At 63.4% G+C, this 18,574-nt stretch carries 11 protein-coding genes; all 11 read left to right on the top strand.

Going from position 1 to position 18,574, the window contains the following annotated elements; genetic code table 11:
- The first annotated feature begins 38 nt into the window (after positions 1–38).
- Positions 39–2,303 (top strand): glycoside hydrolase, encoded by a 2,265-nt coding sequence (locus ACODSD_RS19315; protein ID WP_488878074.1) that lies wholly within the window; start codon positions 39–41, stop codon positions 2,301–2,303.
- Between the two features lie 404 nt (positions 2,304–2,707).
- Positions 2,708–5,299, top strand: a complete 2,592-nt coding sequence (locus ACODSD_RS19310; RefSeq protein WP_488878073.1) for a TonB-dependent receptor — start codon at positions 2,708–2,710, stop codon at positions 5,297–5,299.
- Positions 5,300–5,846: 547 nt separating this feature from the next.
- Positions 5,847–8,441, top strand: a complete 2,595-nt coding sequence (locus ACODSD_RS19305) for a TonB-dependent receptor plug domain-containing protein (RefSeq protein ID WP_488878072.1) — start codon at positions 5,847–5,849, stop codon at positions 8,439–8,441.
- A gap of 97 nt (positions 8,442–8,538) precedes the next feature.
- Entirely contained in the window at positions 8,539–9,195 is a 657-nt protein-coding gene (locus ACODSD_RS19300) for an energy transducer TonB (RefSeq protein WP_227103654.1), read from the top strand.
- Positions 9,196–9,245: 50 nt separating this feature from the next.
- Positions 9,246–9,977: a MotA/TolQ/ExbB proton channel family protein gene (locus tag ACODSD_RS19295; protein WP_081576016.1), complete on the top strand. Its 732-nt coding sequence runs from the start codon at positions 9,246–9,248 to the stop codon at positions 9,975–9,977.
- Positions 9,978–9,987: 10 nt separating this feature from the next.
- Positions 9,988–10,431: an ExbD/TolR family protein gene (locus ACODSD_RS19290; RefSeq protein WP_227103650.1), complete on the top strand. Its 444-nt coding sequence runs from the start codon at positions 9,988–9,990 to the stop codon at positions 10,429–10,431.
- Between the two features lie 13 nt (positions 10,432–10,444).
- Positions 10,445–10,864 carry an ExbD/TolR family protein gene (locus tag ACODSD_RS19285; protein ID WP_227103648.1) on the top strand — a complete coding sequence of 140 codons (420 nt, stop codon included), beginning with the start codon at positions 10,445–10,447 and terminating at the stop codon, positions 10,862–10,864.
- A 206-nt stretch (positions 10,865–11,070) separates the two neighbouring features.
- Positions 11,071–13,080 carry a M13 family metallopeptidase gene (locus ACODSD_RS19280; protein WP_488878071.1) on the top strand — a complete coding sequence of 670 codons (2,010 nt, stop codon included), beginning with the start codon at positions 11,071–11,073 and terminating at the stop codon, positions 13,078–13,080.
- A 252-nt stretch (positions 13,081–13,332) separates the two neighbouring features.
- Positions 13,333–14,598 carry a nitronate monooxygenase gene (locus ACODSD_RS19275; RefSeq protein ID WP_235089053.1) on the top strand — a complete coding sequence of 422 codons (1,266 nt, stop codon included), beginning with the start codon at positions 13,333–13,335 and terminating at the stop codon, positions 14,596–14,598.
- A 154-nt stretch (positions 14,599–14,752) separates the two neighbouring features.
- Entirely contained in the window at positions 14,753–16,432 is a 1,680-nt protein-coding gene (locus tag ACODSD_RS19270) for a ShlB/FhaC/HecB family hemolysin secretion/activation protein (RefSeq protein WP_488878070.1), read from the top strand.
- 73 nt (positions 16,433–16,505) lie between these two features.
- Positions 16,506–18,574 (top strand): two-partner secretion domain-containing protein (locus tag ACODSD_RS19265; protein WP_488878069.1); only part of this gene is annotated, 2,069 nt, incomplete at its 3' end.

Below are 18,574 nucleotides of genomic sequence, written 5' to 3'. Positions count from 1 at the left end.
ATCTCTCCGTCTTGATTCCCATACGGAGAGTGCCCGCAATGCCGATATCCCCTCATTCCCTTGTTTTTGCGCTGGCGGCGATGTGTCTGCCCCTGAGCGCCTGGGCGCAGATCCGGCTGGAGAACGCGCAATGGAGGGTGGCGCTGGACCCGGCCACCCTGGCGGTGACCGCGACGCCGGCCGGACAGCCGCCGCTGACGGTGTCGAGCGGCGGCCCGGCGCGCGCGGTGGTGGATCTGAACGCGGACGCGGCCGGCGCCGCCTGGTCCTGGGAGCGCGGCCGTTATCGCTTGAGCGCGCGCCTGGACGGGCCGGACCTGACGCTGACGGTTCAGGCCGGAGCCGGCGCCGCGGAGACCGTGCCGCTGCTGCTGCAGCCGGCGGCGGCGATGGGGCGCGGCTTGCTGCTGCCCTTGGCCGAGGGCAGTTATGCGCCGGCCGGCGACCCGCTGTGGCTGGATTTCCTGCCGCGCTTCGCCGGCGACGGGCTAAACACCTCGGAAAACCTCAGCCTGCCCTTGTGGGGCATGGACTACGGCGCGAGCAGCCTGCATTGGCTGCTGCTCAATCCCTTTAACAACCGTTTGAAGGTAAGCCGGGACGGCGCCGGCCTGGGGCTGGCGCTCAGCCATGATTTCAACGCCTTGAACCGGCGGGAGCCGATGACCTTGCTCTTGCATCTGGCGGACGGGGACCTTTTGGCCGGGGCCAAGCGTTATCGGCAATGGCTGATCGGGGCGGGGCGTTTCGAAAGCCTGGCCGACAAGATGCGCGCGCAGCCGGAAACCGCCAAGCTGGTGGGCGCCAGCCATGTCTATCTATGGGGCAACGATGTGCTGGGCGCGGAGGATGTGCGCGACTGGGGGCGCTGGCTGAGCTTGCTGCGCGGCGACAGCGCGCTGGCGCGGCGGCTGCGAGGGCGCTTCGACGCCGAAGCCGCCGCGGCGCTGCGGACGGCCTCGGCCCGGCCCGACGCCTACCAGCGCCGGGCGCTGTTGGCGGCCTTCAATCAGGCGGCCACGGCGGAGGCGCGCGCCGGCTGGTTGAGCGCCGCGCCGGCGTGGAACAAGCTGGCCGAGCCTTACCGCCGCCTGCGGCGTGAGGTGAGGGAAGTGTTCGGCGCGGCCTTGGGCGAGCCTGACGATTGGGGCGGCGGCTTGTCGCTCCGCACGCTGCGGGCCTTGCGCGCGGCCGGCCTGGAGCGCCTGTGGCTGGGCATGGACAATTGGGAGGGCGGCTTGTGGCAGCCGCAAGCGATGAAGGCGGGCGTGCGCGCCGGCTATCTGATGGCGGCCTACGATTCCTATGAAACCGCCTTGCCGCCGGGGCAGCGCGAGGATTGGCTGACGGCGCAGCAGGGCGCCGCCGCGTACCGGAACTGCGGCATTACCTTGGTCAGCGGCCGGCGCAAGAGCGGCTTCCAGCAGTCCGGCTATTACACCAACCCGGATTGCGTGCGGCCGGTCTTGCGTCAGCGCAGCCAGGCGCTGCATCAGGCGCTGGGTTTCAACAGCTGGTTTCTGGACGCCTACGCCACCGGCATGGTGTTCGACGATCACAGCCCCGGCCGGCGGACCAGCCAGGCCGGCGTGGCGGCCGGCAATGAACGCAGCATGGCCTGGGTGCGGGACCGCTTCGGCGTGCCGGTGGGTTCGGAAAACGGCAACGCCGCCACCTCGCGCGGCATCGCCTTCGCGCACGGCATGCAGGTGCCGGTGCTGGGCTGGGGCGATCCCGATCTGCAGAAAAATCCCAAATCGCCGTACTTCCTGGGCCGCTGGTTTCCGGCGAATCAGCCTGAGGTGTTTTTTCGCTCCGTGCCCCTGAAACAGCCGTATCTGAATATTTACTACCAGCCGGGCTACCGCTTGCCGCTCTACCAGGCGGCGTTCCACGACTCCATCGTCACCAGCAATCACTGGCTGTACGACAACCTGAAGTTCAGCAACGCCTATGCCGACAATCTGCTGACGCAATGGCTGTACAACACGCCGCCGCTCTGGCACCTGAGCGCGGAGAGCCTGGAGAAGCGGCTGCCGCTGATGCGCTGCGCCGATCAGGTGTTCCGGCCGCTGCACCGGCAACTGGCGACCCAGGCCATGACTGGTTTTGCCTGGCTGACGCCGGACCGCTTGTCGCAACAGACCCGCTTTGCGGACGGCAGCCGCTTGACGGTGAATTTCAGCGCCGAGCCGCGGCAGCTGGAAGGACGCGAACTGGCCGGCCGGACGATGCGGGTGCAACTGTCCGGGCAGCCGGAGCGCACGGTTTCCTTAAAGGACTGCGAGCCGGCTCCGGCCTGATGGACCGCTGTTTGGCCCGGTGTTCCGCAGGCATGAGTTAAATGCATTGATTTAATCGTCTATCTGATTTTTACACATGTCATAAAAATATCGTGCCGCACAGCGCATTGGCAAAATGACAACGCGCCGCTGTAAACGCCACAGCGGCGGCCTGCGCGCCGCCATCGGGCGTAAGCCTTTGCCGGCGGCCTTTCCGGCCGATGGCGGCGCGGCGGTTTTCATCCAGGACGCCGCCGTGGGCGGAAAGACGGTATGTGACGATTCATGATGTCGATTGACCGTCTGTAATAAATGCTCCAAGCATCGTGTCAGGCCATATGACAAATAGTCTGCGGCTGGATGATCTGCCGAAAGCGTGTCTAGAGAAGCGCGCTAAGCAGGTTAGACACATGACTGGAGAAATCATGAGAACTAGCAAGAAGAAGTTGGTGCTGGCCCTGGCCCTGGCAGGCCTGGGCGGCCAAGCCGGCAGCGTTTGGGCGGCGGAATCGAGCAGCGGCACCCTGGACCGGGTGGAAATCACCGGGTCCAACATCAAGCGCAGCATCAAGCAGGAAAAAGCGCTGCCGGTGACGGTGGTTCGCACCGAGGAAATGAGCAAGCAGGGCTTCACCACGGTGGAGCAGGTGGTGAATTCGCTGGCCAGCAACCAGTCCAGCATGGTGGGCGCTTCGTCGGTGCAGACGGTGTCGGGCGGCGCCTCCTACGCCAGCCTGCGCGGCCTGGGCTCGCAGTACACGCTGGTGCTGCTGGACGGCCGCCGCGTCGCCAGCCAGGCGATTGGCGGCTACGCCACGGATTTGAACGCCATCCCGCTGTCGGCGATTGAGCGCATCGAGGTGCTGCGCGACGGCGCTTCCGCCATCTACGGCACCGACGCCATCGGCGGCGTGATCAACTTCATCACCAAGAAAAGCTATCAGGGCGTGACGGTGGCGGGCGAGCTGGTGTCCACCGACCACAAGGGCGGCAATACCGGCAGCGCCAGCATCACCGCCGGCATCGGCGATCTGAACAAGGACGGCTACAACGTTTACGGCTCCCTGAGTTATCAGAAGCTGGACGCCATCACCACGCTGAACCGTTCCTTCGCCAACAAATACCTGACCGCGGACAATCTGAGCGGCCGGGTCTTCCCGTCCAACTTCACCTACAAGGGCAACGCCTACAACCCGACGGCGCCGAATTGCAAACCGCCGTACGCCAAGCCGATAGACGCCAACTCCTGTGGCGAGAACGCCACCCTCTACATGGACTTGACGCCGGAGGTGGAGCAACTGACCGCCTTCGCCAAGGGCACCAAGCAGGTTGGGGAACATACCCTGTCGCTGCAGTACATGGGGGCGCGCAACCTGAGCACCACGCGCATCTCGCCGGCGCCGCTGGCCAAGATCGCCACCCTGAAGGCGGGCGACAAGTATTATCCGACCCATTTGCCGGACGGCACGCCCACCGACGGCAGCGACGTGGTGATCAACTCACGCGCGGTGCCGCTGGGGCCGCGCGTGACCGAGAGCCTGTCCACCACGCAGCGGCTGGCTTTCAACGCCGAAGGCTTGCTGGCGGGCTGGGATTACCGCGGCGGGGTGGCCTACTCCGAGAACAAGACCATCATCAATTACAAGTCCGGCTATGTGCACGGCGATAAGGTCGCCGCCGCCTTCCAGGACGGCACTATCAACCCCTTCGGCGATTCCGCGCCGGGCGCCTGGCAGAGCACCGAGCTGAAGGGCGACGGCTGGATCGCCAAATATCAGACGGTGATGGCGGACTTCAAGGTCAGCAAGGAGGTGTTTCAGTTGCCGGCCGGCATGGTGGCGACGGCTTTCGGCGTGGAAACCCGGCGTGAGAAGCTGGACAGCCAGATCCAGGACATCGCTCAGTTCGCGCTGGGCTCCGGCATCGCCGATTCCAAGTCCACCAGCGGCAGCCGCGGCGTGACCGCGGCCTATGTCGAAGCGGACATCCCCATCTTCAAGAACTTCGACGCCCAGCTGGCGGCGCGTTACGACCGCTACACCGACTTCGGCAGCTCCTTCAACCCCAAGATCGCCGTCAAGTATCAGCCTATCCCCCAGGTCTTGTTCCGCTCCTCGGCCAGCAAGGGCTTCCGCGCGCCGACGCTGTACGACGTGTTCACGCCCAACAGCAAGACCTACACCGCCAACAAGTTCAACGACCCCTTGCGCTGCCCGGGCGGCACGCCGGCCAACGGCGGCAACAAGGTGGACGATTGCAACACCCAGTTCGAAGCCTTGCAGGGCGGCAACAACAATTTGTCGCCGGAGAAGGCCAGCTCGCTGACCTTCGGCATCGTGATCGAGCCGATCAAGGAAATCACCGCCAGCGCGGACTTCTGGTGGACCACGGTGAAGGACACCATCGGCGCGCTGGATCCGGGCGTGATTTTCGCCGATCCGGGCAAGTACGCGGACAAGTTCGTGCGCAACCCCGACGGTTCGCTCAACCATGTGATCACCACCACCCAGAACCTGGGCACTTTGAGCGCGGCCGGCGTGGACATCAGTCTGGCTTTCCGTCTGCCCAAGATGGCTTGGGGCAATTTCGGCGTCAATCTGGACGGCACCTACACCTCCAAGTACCAGCAGCAAATGGAGCCTAAGGGCCCTTATCTGAGCTCGCTGGGCGGTTGGTATCAGAATATTCTGCAGCCGACCTTGCGCTGGAAGCACAGCCTGGCGTTCAACTGGGCCCAGGGGCCGTGGAGCGGGGTATTGGTGCAGAACTACTCGTCCGGCTACACCGACCTGAATCCCAACGATGAAGGCCATAATGTGCGCCCGTACTCCAACTGGAACCTGTCCGGCAGCTATGTGTGGGACAAGAAGCTGACCATTACCGCCGGCATCCGCAATCTGTTCGACCAGGAGCCGCCGTTCAGCAACCAGACCAAAACCTTCCAGTACGGCTTTGACCCGGTGGTGGCGGACCCGGTGGGGCGCGCTTACTTCCTGAAAGCCAGCTACAAGCTCTAAGCCTCGCCAAGGCGGTTTGATCAAGCCCCGTCGCGCCGTTTGGCGCGGCGGGGTTTTATGTTTTTGGAATGAATTTGGCTGGTGGCATGCAGCTAAGTTGGCGTGGTTTAGATTGGATATGAATGTTTTTTTACATGCCTGCCATTAAAAAAACGAATGCATAAGTTTTTGCAAAATTAGTCTAATCTGAAATTCTTGTACGAATTTGTCGTAAAAATGCAAAAAAGCAACAATGGCAAGTTGTTATCACCATGGAAAATGACATGGAATTAGCGGCTTTCTGTAAAAGCTGCTGGCAAAAATCAGGGGCATAGTCTATTGATTTTCAAGCGCTAACATGATTTTTGCGCATTTCTCCGTCAAAAGGCGCGTTTAAACGGGGCGCCGGACGAGCAGGATCGCCCCTCAACAAATATTGACGGGGGGCAACAATCCTTAACACACTCGAAACACGGTCATGACGTTCGATTGTCGACGACCTGCAGTATCCAGCAAACGTTCGTCAGAAGCGCTGCTGGTTTCCGTGTGCAGTTAAGGAGAAATCAAGTTGAGAAGTCAAAAGAAGCAGCTAGTGCTTGCCCTGGCCATGGCCGGCATGGCGAGCCATGCGCCGTTCGCATTCGCCGCTGAGGCGAACTCCGGTCAACTGGACCGGGTGGAGATCACCGGTTCCAACATCAAGCGCAGCATCAAGCAGGAAAAGGCGCTGCCCGTCACCATTCTCAAAACCGAAGACCTGGCCAAGCAGGGCCTGACCACGGTGGAGCAGGTGGTCAACAGCATCGCCGCCAACCAGTCGTCGCAAGGGGCTAGCGCCTCGGTCGGCGCGTCCTCCGGCGGCGGCTCTTTCGCCAGCTTGCGCGGCCTGGGCAATCAATACACGCTGGTGCTGCTGGACGGCCGCCGCATGGCCAATCAGGCGATTGACGGCACCTCCGCCGACCTGAACGCCATTCCGCTGTCCGCCATCGAGCGCGTGGAAGTGTTGCTGGACGGCGCCTCCGCCATCTACGGCACCGACGCCATCGGCGGCGTGATGAACTTCATCACCAAGAAGAGCTTGAAGGGCTTCAGCATCGGCGGCAGCCTGGCCAATCCGCAGCACGGCGGCGGCGATGAAAAGCGCGTCAACGCCTCCTACGGCATCGGCGACTTGAACCAGGACGGTTTCAACGTCTACGGCGCCATCGACTACCTGAAGCAGGATATGGTGATGGCGGGCCAGCGCGACTACGCCCATCAGGTCAACAAATTCACTGGTACCAGCGCTAGTGCATGGCCGGGCAATTATATCGATGGCATCACCGGCAAGTGGGTGGCGCCGTCCGCTCCGAATTGCCGCCCGCCGTTTTCCCAATACGTCAGTGACGCTAAGCAGGGTAACCGATGCTTGGAGTACTACTCCCTGTATCCCAGCATCATCCCGCAGGTGGAGCAGATTTCCGGCCTGATCAAGGCCACCAAGCGCATTGGCGACAACCACGAGCTGTCGCTGCAGTACACCCGGACCGAAACCATCACCACCGCGCAGAACGCGCCGCTGCCGACCGCCGGCGACATCACCCGCGCCAACGCTGTGGACCCGAGCAAGCGCGACAAATTGTATGTGCGCACCATTCCGCTGGGCAATCGCGAGACCGAGGCCAACTCGGTCACGCAGCGCCTGATGCTGAATATGGAAGGCCTGATCGCCGGTTGGGATTACCGCGCCGGCATCGGCCGTTCGGAAAACCTGATCAAGGAAAACCTGACCTCCGGCTACGTCAGCAAGAGCAAGATGCAGTCCGCGGTCGATAGCGGCGCTTTGGATCCGTTCGATCTGTCCGGCAATAATTTGGCAGTCTGGCGCTCGGTGGGCATGACCGGCCAGACCAAGGAAGCCAAGTCCACCATCGACATGGCCGACATCAAGGCCAGCCGCGAAGTGTTGCAGCTGCCGGCCGGCATGTTGGCGATCGCGCTGGGTGCGGAAGTGCGCCGCGAGTCCTTGAGCACGATCTACAACAAAGCGGTGACCCGCGACGCTTTGAGCACAGGCCAGGACAAGACTGAAGATTCCAGCGGCAGCCGTTCCGCCTACGCTTTCTACGGCGAGGCGGACATTCCGGTGCTGAAGAACCTGGATGTGCAACTGGCCGCGCGTTACGACCACTACAGCGATACCGATAGCTCGCTCAACCCGAAAGTCGCCTTCAAGTTCCAGCCCAGCTCGCAAGTGATGTTCCGCGGCTCGGCCAGTACCGGCTTTCGAGCTCCGTCGCTGTACAATATCTACCGACCGAACCAGCTACAGCTAACCCGTAGCTATGTCGATTATGGCGCTTGCCCTGACGGCGTGAATCCGGTACCAGGCGCGGATAGCTCGGCCTGCTCTGATATGCAGCGCAATAAGCGTATTGCGGGCAACAAGAAGCTGGAGCCGGAGAAGTCGTCCTCGCTCTCCTTTGGCATGGTGATCGAGCCGGTCAAGGACTTTACCGCCAGCGCGGATTTCTGGTGGACCATGATCAAGGGTCAGATCAATATTCTGGATGAAAGCGCCATCTTTGCCGACCCGGCCAAGTATGCGAATCGTTTTGTTCGCGACAGTAGCGGTAATCTGTCCTACATCATCGACGACTACGACAACCTGGGCAATCTGAGCACCGCTGGCGTCGACATCAAGCTGAACTGGGTATTGCCCAAGACTTCGGTTGGCACTTTCACCGCGACGTTGGACGGCACTTATCTGTCCAAGTACTCCTATCAGACCGAGAAGAACGGCCCGTATTACAGCAACCTGGGTACTTTCCAGGATGGTGGCCCCACCTTCCGCTGGCAGCACAACCTGACCCTGGGCTGGTCCTATGGTCCGTGGAGTACGATGCTGGCGCAGAACTACAAGTCCGGCTACACCGATTCCAATCCCTACCTGAAGCAGGGGCAGCCTTTCCATCAGGTAAGACCGTACTCCACCTGGAATCTGTCCGGCTCCTACGCCTGGAACAAGCAACTGACCATGACCGCCGGCATCAAGAATCTGTTCGATCAAGAGCCGCCGTACTCCAACCAGATGACGCGCACCACGCAGCAGAACTACGATCCGCGCTTTACCGATCCGATGGGCCGCTCCTTCTTCCTCAAGGCTAATTACAAGCTCTAAGACGGCGGGAAACTGGATGGGGCGGACTGGGTCCGTCCCGTTCTCGGGCCCGGCGGCGCGCCGCCGCCGGGCGAATCAGAAGACAGTGGATATAAACATGACGAGCATCACAGCCAGAGGAATCGGCGGTCCCCCGCCCAAGCGCCGCATCGCGGGCTTGGTCGGCGTGATCGTCTTCCATGCACTGTTGATCTACGCGCTGGTGTCGGGCCTGGCCCAGGGCGTGGTCAAAGTGATCCAGCAAAAAGTGGAAGTGGCGGTCATCAGCGAACCGCCGCCGCCTCCGCCCCCTCCGCCCCCCAAGATAGAAAAAGTGGTGCAGCCCACCGCCGCGCCCAAGCCGCAAGCCTATGTGCCGCCGGTGGTCAATCCGCCGCCGGTCACCTCCACGGCCAATGCGATCCAGTCCACCACCTCGGACCCGGCGCCGCAGCCGGCGCCCACCCCCGCCCCGGCGGTGGAAGCGCCCAAGGGCCCGGTGTCGGCCAAGGCCAACTGCACCCAGCTGCAAGCCCCGGAATACCCGAGCAAGGCGCAGCAGGACGAGATCCAGGGCGTGGTGCGCGTGGCCTTCCAGGTGGGCGACAACGGCCGCTTCAGCCACATCGCCAACATCTCGTTCGACGGCGGCATCCCGCCGCGTTACCGCAGCGGCTTCCAGTCGGCGATCAGCGCCGCGCTGCAAGGCTATAGCTGCAAACCCAACAGCCTGTTGAGCCAGGAATTCGGCTTCAAACTCGACTCCGGCGAATGAGCGCGAGCGCGCCTCGACCGGAGCACAGCAACTCTTAGGAGAACCAAAGCATGACCAAGACCACTCGCACCGCCTTCGCCGCCCTGGCCCTGCTGGCCAGCCTGCCTGTCCTGGCCGCCGAAACCGCGCACGTAACCAGCAACCCGTACGGCATCGACGCCCTGTGGGCGCAAGGCGACATCGTCGCGCGCGGCACCCTGATCATTCTGCTGATCATGTCCGCGGCCACCTGGTACGTGGGCATCGTCAAACTGCTGGAACAGCGCCGCCTGCTGAAGCAAGGCCGCGAACTGCTGGCGTCTCACGGCGCGGAACTGCAAAAACGCGCGAGCGAACTGGCCGACGAAGGCATGTTCAGCGCGGTGGCGGCGGCCGGCATTGAAGCGGCGGCCGAACACAAGGGCGAACTGGCCGGCCGCGTGGACCTCAACACCTGGGTGTCGATGGCCATCTCCGACGCGGTGGACTCCGCCAGCCACCATATGCAAAACGGCCTGTCGGTGGTGGCCACCGTGGGTTCCACCGCTCCGTTCGTCGGCCTGTTCGGCACGGTATGGGGCATTTACCACGCGCTGACCGCGATCGGCATGTCCGGCCAGGCGTCCATCGACAAAGTGGCGGGCCCGGTGGGCGAGGCGCTGATCATGACCGCGATCGGTCTGGGCGTGGCGGTGCCGGCGGTGCTGGGATACAACTGGCTGGTGCGTCGCAACAAGCTGGTGCTGGACATGGTGCGCGTGGTGGCCGGCCGCCTGCACGCCAGCCTGCTGAACGCGCGCTGAGGCGACGACGATGAAGGGGCGCAACGCAAGATTCGGCCAAGGCCACGGCAAGGGCGACGAAGACGCGGTGATGTCCGCGATCAACACCACGCCGCTGGTGGACGTGATGCTGGTGCTGCTGATCATCTTCCTGATCACGGTGCCGGTGGTGACGCAGACGGTGAAGATGGCCTTGCCGAAGGAAAGCAATATCCCAACGCAGACCAAGCCGGAGAACATCGTGCTGGGGGTGGACACCGGCAACACCATTTACTGGAACACCACGCCGGTGAAGACGCAGGAAGAACTGCTGGCGCGGCTGGTGAAGGAAGCGAAGAAGGAGCCGCAGCCGGAAGTGCACATCCGCGGGGATCTGGCGGCGAAGTACAGCCCGATCGGCCGGATCGTGCTGGCGGTGCAGCAGGCGGGCATCGTGAAGATCGCCTTTATTACCGAACCGCCGCCACGCAACTAGAAGGGAGAGCAAGATGGGAATGAATGTAGGCTCGTCCGACGACGAGCTGATGGTGGAGATGAACACCACGCCCTTGATCGACGTGATGCTGGTGCTGCTGATCATGTTGATCATCACCATCCCGATCCAGACGCACGCGGTGAAGCTGGACATGCCGGTGAGCAGTCCGGCGAAGCCGATGGAGAAGCCGGTGGTGGTGCAGATCGACATTGCGGCGGACAACGGGATCTTGTGGAACGGAGAGCGTTTGGCGAACCGGGAGGCTTTGGAGAAGAAGCTGACGGAAGCGGCGGCGCGGGCGCCGCAGCCGGAGTTCCACATCAAGCCGAACAAGGACGCGGGGTATGAGCCGGTGGCGATGGTGCTGGCGGAATCTCAGCGTTTGGGTGTGACTAAATTGGGCATCGTGGGCTCCGAGCAGTTTGTGCAGTGATCCCGCGAGTCCGGCCAAGGCACACCTTATATAACTTGTCTTGATCCATATATTGTCTTTGTCATGAAATTGATGTTTGACACCTTGTGAGGAAAAGGCAGCCTTCGGGCTGCCTTTATTTCGCAATTGCGAGCCGGCCCGGCATTTTCACCGGAACCAAAACAAGGAAAACAGGGCCGCAGAGAAATGGAGTGAAAGGAACCCCGATGAAAATGAAGTTAGCCCTGATGGCCGCCAGCCTGTTGCTGGCCTGGCAAGCGCAAGCCAGCGCCGTGTCCGGCATCGACAAACAGCATTTCGACAGCGCGGTGCGTCCGCAAGACGATATCTATCACGCGGTCAACGGCACCTGGGTCAAGCACGCGGTGTTGCCGGCGTCCGAAGACAACGACGGCGCTTTCAAGCAATTGCGCGATCTGAGCCTGGAACGCAGCCGCAAGCTGATAGAGGAGGCCGCCGCCAAGCCGAAGGCGTCGGCTGAGGCGCAAAAGATCGGCGATCTGTATCACAGCTTCATGGACGAGGCCGCGCTGGACAAGCTGGGCCTGACGCCGATGCGCGGCGAACTGACGGCCATCGCCGCCTTGAAGGACAAGAGCGCCTTGGCGGCCTGGATGGGCGCGGCGCAGGGCCTGGGCGTGCAACAGCCCTTGGCTTTTTACGTTGAAGCGGACGCCAAGGACGCGCGCCAATACCTGGCCGGCCTGTATCAGAACGGCCTGAGCATGCCGGACCGCGACTACTATCTGGGCAAGGACGCGCGCTTCGAGAAGGCGCGCCAGGCCTATCGCGCCTATCTGGTCAAACTATTCAAGCTGGGCGGCTACGCCGACGCGGAGCAGCGCGCCCAGCGCGTGTTCGCGCTGGAAACCAAGCTGGCGGAAGCCCAGTGGAGCAAGGTGCAGAACCGGGACCCGCAAAAGACTTACAACAAGATGAGCGTGGCCGAGCTGAAAAAGCGGGCGCCGGGCTTTGACTGGCAGGCTTTCCTGGACGCGGCCGAGGCCGGCGGCGTCAGCGCCGTCAACGTCAATCAGCCCAGCTACGCAGAGGCCTGGGCCAAGCTGGCGGCCGCGTTGCCGCTGCAAGACTGGCAGGATTATCTGACGGCGCAGACGCTGGACGCCTACGCGCCTTATCTGGACGGCGTCCTGGCGCAAACCCGTTTCGATTTCCACGGCAAGGCGCTGGCCGGCACGCTGGAGCAACAGCCGCGCTGGAAGCGCGGGGTGAAGGCGGTGGAGGGCAATCTGGGCGAAGCCCTGGGCAAGCTCTATGTGCAGGCTTACTTCCCGCCGGAGTCCAAGGCCAAGATGGAAGCGCTGGTGGGCAATCTGATGAAGGCCTACGCCCAGAGCATAGACACGCTCAGCTGGATGAGCCCGGCCACCAAGAAGGCCGCGCAGGAAAAACTGTCCAAATACATGCTGAAGATAGGCTATCCCAACAAGTGGAGAGACTACGGCGGCCTGGAGATCAAGCGGGACGATCTGGTGGGCAATATCAAGCGCGGCTCGATGTTCGAATACCGCCGCATGCTGGCCCGCTTGGGCAAGCCGGTGGACCGCGAGGAGTGGGGGATGACGCCGCAAACCGTCAACGCCTACTACAACCCGTCGCTGAACGAAATCGTGTTTCCGGCCGCCATTCTGCAGCCGCCGTTCTTTGACGCCAAGGCGGACGACGCCGCCAATTACGGCGGCATCGGCGCGGTGATCGGCCATGAAATCAGTCACGGTTTCGACGATCAGGGCAGCCAGTTCGACGGCGACGGCAATATGCGCAATTGGTGGACGGCGGAAGACCGGGCCCGTTTCGACCAGCTGACCGGCAAGCTGGTGGCGCAGTACAGCGGCTACGAACCCTTGCCGGGCAAGCATATCAACGGCGAACTGACGCTGGGGGAGAACATCGCCGATAACGCCGGCCTGCAAATCGCCTACAAAGCCTACCTGCTGTCCCTGGACGGCAAGCGCGCGCCGACGATAGACGGCATGAGCGGCGACCAGCGTTTCTTCTACGGTTTCGCCCAAGTGTGGCGCACCAAGATTCGCGACGAGGCCTTGTTGTCGCGTTTGGTGACCGATCCGCATTCGCCGGGGGAGTTCCGCGCCATCGGCGCGGCGAGCAATAGCGACGCCTTCGCCGAAACCTTCGAGGTCAAGCCTGGCGACAAGATGTTCAAGCCTCAGGACGAGCGCATTCGCATTTGGTAAGCGCCGGCGCAATGCCCGCCGCGCGTCGGCGGGCTGGAAAAAGCCGGGGTCTCCCGGCTTTTTCAATGGCAGGCGCGTAGCACGGCTGCAATCTGGCGGGCGCATAGTGGCTTGGGCGGGCTAAAGTCCAGATTGCGGCCCGGCGGTCTCGGCCCCGGCCGAGAGCTCGGAGCAAAAACTCTAAAAAAATGGATTTTCCCACAATGCGGGGGGATAATGCCCGCCAGCATTCAGGAGAGATAGGCTGATTTAATGAAGTGCGTTGACGATTTCAGACTGCGGCTGGGCAAGCAGGAGCTGGTGCCCATCATGATAGGCGGCATGGGTGTGGACATCTCCACCTCGGCGCTGGCGCTGGAAGCGGCCAGGCTGGGCGGCGTGGGCCATATTTCCGACGCCATGGTGCCCACGGTGACCGACCGCCGCTTCAACACCAAATACGTCAAAGACAAGCTCAAGCAGTACAAATTCAATGTCGAGAACAGCGACAAATCCGTCGTGCAGTTCGACTTGGGCCTGCTGGCCGAGGCCACCCGCATGCATGTGGGCAAGACCATGGAAGCCAAACGCGGCGACGGCCTGGTCTTCATCAACTGCATGGAAAAGCTGACCATGAACGCGCCCAAGGAAACCTTGCGCACGCGCATGCACGCCGCGCTGGACGCCGGCATCGACGGCATCACCCTGGCCGCCGGTCTGCACCTGGGTTCCTTCGCGCTGATGGAAGACCACCCGCGCTTTCGCGACGCCAAACTCGGCATCATCGTCTCCTCGCTGCGCGCCCTGCAGCTCTTCCTGAAAAAGAGCGCGCGCAGCAACCGCTTGCCGGACTACGTGGTGGTGGAAGGCCCGCTGGCCGGCGGCCACCTCGGCTTCGGCATGGACTGGGCGCAATACGATCTGGCCGCCATCGTCGTGGAAATCCGCGACTGGCTGCGGGCCGAACAACTGGATATCCCGCTGATTCCGGCCGGCGGCGTGTTCACCGGCAGCGATGCGACCCAGTTCCTGGAAATGGGCGCCGGCGCGGTGCAAGTGGCCACCCGCTTCACCGTGGCGCGCGAATGCGGTCTGCCGGAGAAGGTGCAGCAGGAATACTTCAAGGCCAACGAGGACGACATCGAAGTCAACCAGCTGTCGCCCACCGGCTATCCGATGCGGATGATCAAGCACTGTCCGGCCATCGGCGACGGCATCCGGCCCAATTGCGAGGCCTACGGCTATCTGCTGGACGCCAAGGGCGGCTGTTCCTATATCGAGGCCTATAACCGCGAAGTGGCCGCCCACCCCGGCGAGCGCCGCATCAAGGTATGGGACAAGACCTGTTTGTGCACGCAGATGCGCAATTTCGATTGCTGGACCTGCGGCCACAACGCCTATCGTCTCAAAGACACCACAGTCCGGCGCGAAGACGGCGGCTATCAACTGCTCAGCGCCGAGCACGTGTTCCACGACTACCAATACAGCAAGGATCACAAAATCGCCTTGCCGGAGCTGGAGAGCATTGTTCTGGCTTGAGCGGAACAAGACGCGGCAGACTAAAAACCGGAAGCGAGGCTTCCGGTTTTTTTATGTGTTACGTATTTTCACGTAGTTACCTTGTGATTGTCATTATTTAAAATGGGAACATAAATACCATTTAAATAATTTAAAATAATCACTCTAAGTCTCCGTGAACCATACCCTGATTCAGGCCGCCGTTTTGGGCGGCTTTCTTGTTCCCGCCGCCGGCGCCGCCGCGCTGGATGAACACATTCTTCGGCATCAGCAACAACAACTGGAGCAGCAGCGGGAAGAGCTGCAACGGCGGCCCGACGTGCTCCAATCCCCATCCGCGCCCAGTCCCGCCGCTCTGCCCGCCGCCGCGGGAGCTCATGAAGGCGCGTGTTTCACGGTGAGGCAAATCGCGCTGGAGGGCATGCCCGTCGCCTGGCGCGGCTGGCTGCCTGCGGCGGCGGCCCGCTGGCAAGGCCAATGCCTGGGCTTGGCCCAACTGGACCAAGTGGTGGCGGAGCTGAGCAATGCGATGGTGGAGCGCGGCTATGTCACCAGCCGGGTGTATCTGCCGGAGCAAAACCTGACGCAGGGGCGCTTGCGGCTGGCGGTGGTGCCCGGCCGCATCCATCAAATCCGGCTCAAGGACGGGCCGGGCGACCGCGGCCTAGCGTCCGCCTTTCCGCTTGGCTCCGGCGACATCCTCAATGTGCGCGCGCTGGAGCAGGGGCTGGAACAACTGGGGCGGGTGCCCACCCAGCAGGCGACGATGGAAATCGTCCCCGGAGAACAGCCGGGCGAAAGCGATGTGGCGGTTAGCCGCAGCCGCGCGCGCCAGCTGACCGGGCAACTGAGCCTGGACGATAGCGGCCAGCCCGCCACCGGCAGGCTGCAGAGCAACGCCAGCTTGCTGCTGGGCGGCGCCACCGGCTTCAACGACCTGCTGTCCCTGTCCTGGAGTCAGGACGCCGAGCATATCGCCCACCCGCTGAGCCAGGCGCATACCGTGTCCTGGCTGCTGCCCTGGGGCGATTGGACCGCCTTCGCCAGCTATAGCGCGTTCGCTTACCGGCAAACGGTGCAGGGCGTCAACCAATCCTTCTCTTCCAGCGGCCATAGCCGCAATACCCTGCTGTCGCTGGCGCGTTTGCTTCACCGAGACCAGAGCAGCAAAACCGAACTCAAGGCCAGCCTGACCCGCAAAGCTTCGCGCAGTTTTATCGAGGATGCGGAAATCGCGCAGCAGCGCCGCGATCTGACCATCGCCGGCCTGGAGCTGAGCCATCGCCGCTATCTGGGCGAAGCGGTGCTGGACGCCTCGTTTAGCTATCAGCGCGGCATCGGCGGCTGGGGCGCGCAAAACGAAGAGCAAACGGCCGCCTCCGGCTTCACCGCCCGCCATGAGCTGTTTCAAAGCCGTCTGGCCTTGCAGCTGCCGCTGCGCTTGGGCAGCCAGGCCTGGCGTTGGAGCAGCGAGCTGCGCGGCCAGTACAGCGCCGATCCGCTGCTGCCCTCGGAACAGTTTTCCATCGGCAGCCGTTACACCGTGCGCGGCTTCAACAGCAACAGCCTCAGCGGCCGCGGCGGCCTGTACTGGCGCAATGAGTTGAGCGCGCCGCTGCCGGCCATGGCCGGCGCGCAGCTGGAAGGCTATCTGGGCTTGGACGCCGGCCGGGTGTCGCATCCGGCTTACGCCGACGACAGCAGCCGCAGCCTTTCCGGCTGGGCCGCCGGCCTGCGCGCGCAGTTGGCGGGCAAACTCAGCGCCGAACTCAGCCACGAACGCGCAATGCGCCAGCCGCAAGGCTGGAACCGGCCCGCCATCACCCATTTCAACCTGACCCTGCTCTGGCAATAAGCCCGTTTTGCCGAGCTCTCGGCCTTGAGCGTGCGTTCAAGGCCGGGCCCTGTCCCGTTTCGACGACGCCATCATGAATAAAACACTCTATCGCATCATCTTCAACCAAGCGCGCGGCCAACTGATGGCGGTGCAGGAAACCGCAAGCGGGCAGGGCAAGGGCGGCGGCCGAGGCCAGAATGCGGCGGGGGCGAGATTCGCCGCCGCGCGCGGCTTTGGCTTCAAACTATGCGCGCTGTGGGTGGGCGTCGGCCTGGGCAGCGTCGCGCTGGCGGCGGACATTGCGGCGGATCCCGGCGCGGCGGCCGGCAAACGGCCGACGGTGATTCAGGCCAACAACGGGTTGCCGGTGGTGCAGATCGCCGCCCCCACCGCCGCCGGCGTGTCCCACAACCAGTACCAGCAGTTCAACGTCGGCCCCAAAGGGGCGGTGCTCAACAACAGCGCGCAAGTCGTCAATACCCAGCTGGCCGGCTATGTCGGCGGCAATCCCAATCTGGCCGGCGGCAGCGCCCGCATCATCCTCAACGAAGTCACCCACGCCAACCCCTCGCAGTTGAACGGTTATCTGGAAGTGGCGGGCCAGCGCGCGCAAGTGGTGGTGGCCAACCCATGGGGCATCAGTTGCAGCGGCTGCGGCTTCATCAACACTCAGCAAGCGATGCTGAGCACCGGCACGCCGCAGCTCAACGCTCAGGGCGCGTTGACCGGTTTCCAGGTCAACGGCGGCGTCGTCAACATCAGCGGCGCCGGCCTGAACGCCGGCAATGTCGATAAATTCGCCATCATCAGCCGCGCGCTGCAAGTGAACGCCGACCTGCACGCCAAGCAACTGGAGCTGGTGCTGGGCCGCAACCAGGTGGACGCCGACACCCTGCAGGCGCGACCGCTGGCGGCCGACGGTTCCGCCGCGCCGGCCTTCGCGCTGGACGTGGCGCAACTGGGCGGCATGTACGCCAACGCCATCCGCCTGGTGGGCACCGAGGCCGGGGTGGGCGTCAAGCAGCAAGGCGAGATGGCGGCGCGGGCCGGCGATCTGCAGCTGACTAGCGCGGGAGATCTGGTGCTGAAGGGCAAGACTTTCAGCCAGCAGGACATCAAGCTCAACAGCGGCGGCAAGCTGGAACACAGCGGCCAGACCCGCAGCCAGGGCGCCTTGCAAGTGACCGCCGCCGACACGGCCCAACTGGAAGGCAGCCTGACGGCGGGCGGCGGGCTGGGTCTGGAAGCGGCCGCGGTGGCGGGCAAGGGCAGCGTAGCCGCCGGCGCCCAAGCCGACGGCAAATTGGGCGAGGCCGGCGCGCTGACGCTGCGCAGCCGCGCGGGCCTGGATTTCCATGGAGAGCTGTTGGCCGGCGGCGATGTGAGCATTCAGGCGGGCAGCGCCCAGTTGCAGGGGGCGGTGGTAGGCGCCCGCCACGGCGATTTGCGGGTGACGACGGGCGGTGAGTTGAATGCCTCGCAAGCCAAGCTGGGCGCCCGAGGCCTGGCCCGCATGCAAGCCGGCGAGGACATCAAGCTGCAAGAAAGCGCCTTGAGCGCCGGGCAGTTAGAACTGCAGGCGAGGGCGCTGGACAACCGCGGCGGCCTGATCGCGCAAAGCGGCGCGGCGGCCGGCTCCGTACGCTTGCAGGGCGTGTTGGACAACCGCGACGGGGTGATCTCCAGCCAGGGCAAAACGCTGGACGTGGAGGCTGCGGCCATCGACAACCGGCATGGCGAGATCAGCCACGCCGGCGCGGACACGCTGCGAGTGAGCGCGGACAAAATCGACAACCGCGAGCAAGGCAAGCTGCACAGCGACGCCAAAGCCGAGGTCAAGACGGCGGAGCTCGACAACGCGCAAGGGCGATTGACCGCCTTGCAGGGCCTGGAGCTGAACGCCAGCGGCGCGCTGCGCAACGATGGCCTGCTCGGCAGCGATGGCCAGTTCACGCTGACGGCTGGGCAGCTGGAGAATGGCGTGGGCCTGATCCAGGCGGGCAAGGATTTGCAACTGACGGCGGCCAGCGTCAGCAACGTCGACAAAGGCCAGATTCTGGCGCTGGGCAAGGACGCGGCCAGCAAGCTGGAGATCAGCGGCCAACTGAACAATCAGGGCAAGATCGCCGGCAATGCCGGGCTGGACATCAAGGCCGCCGA

Source organism: Chromobacterium sp. FG22 (assembly GCF_057809415.1).
Note: the sequence above shows the minus strand (reverse complement) of the source record. Positions and strands in the feature narration are given on the sequence as shown.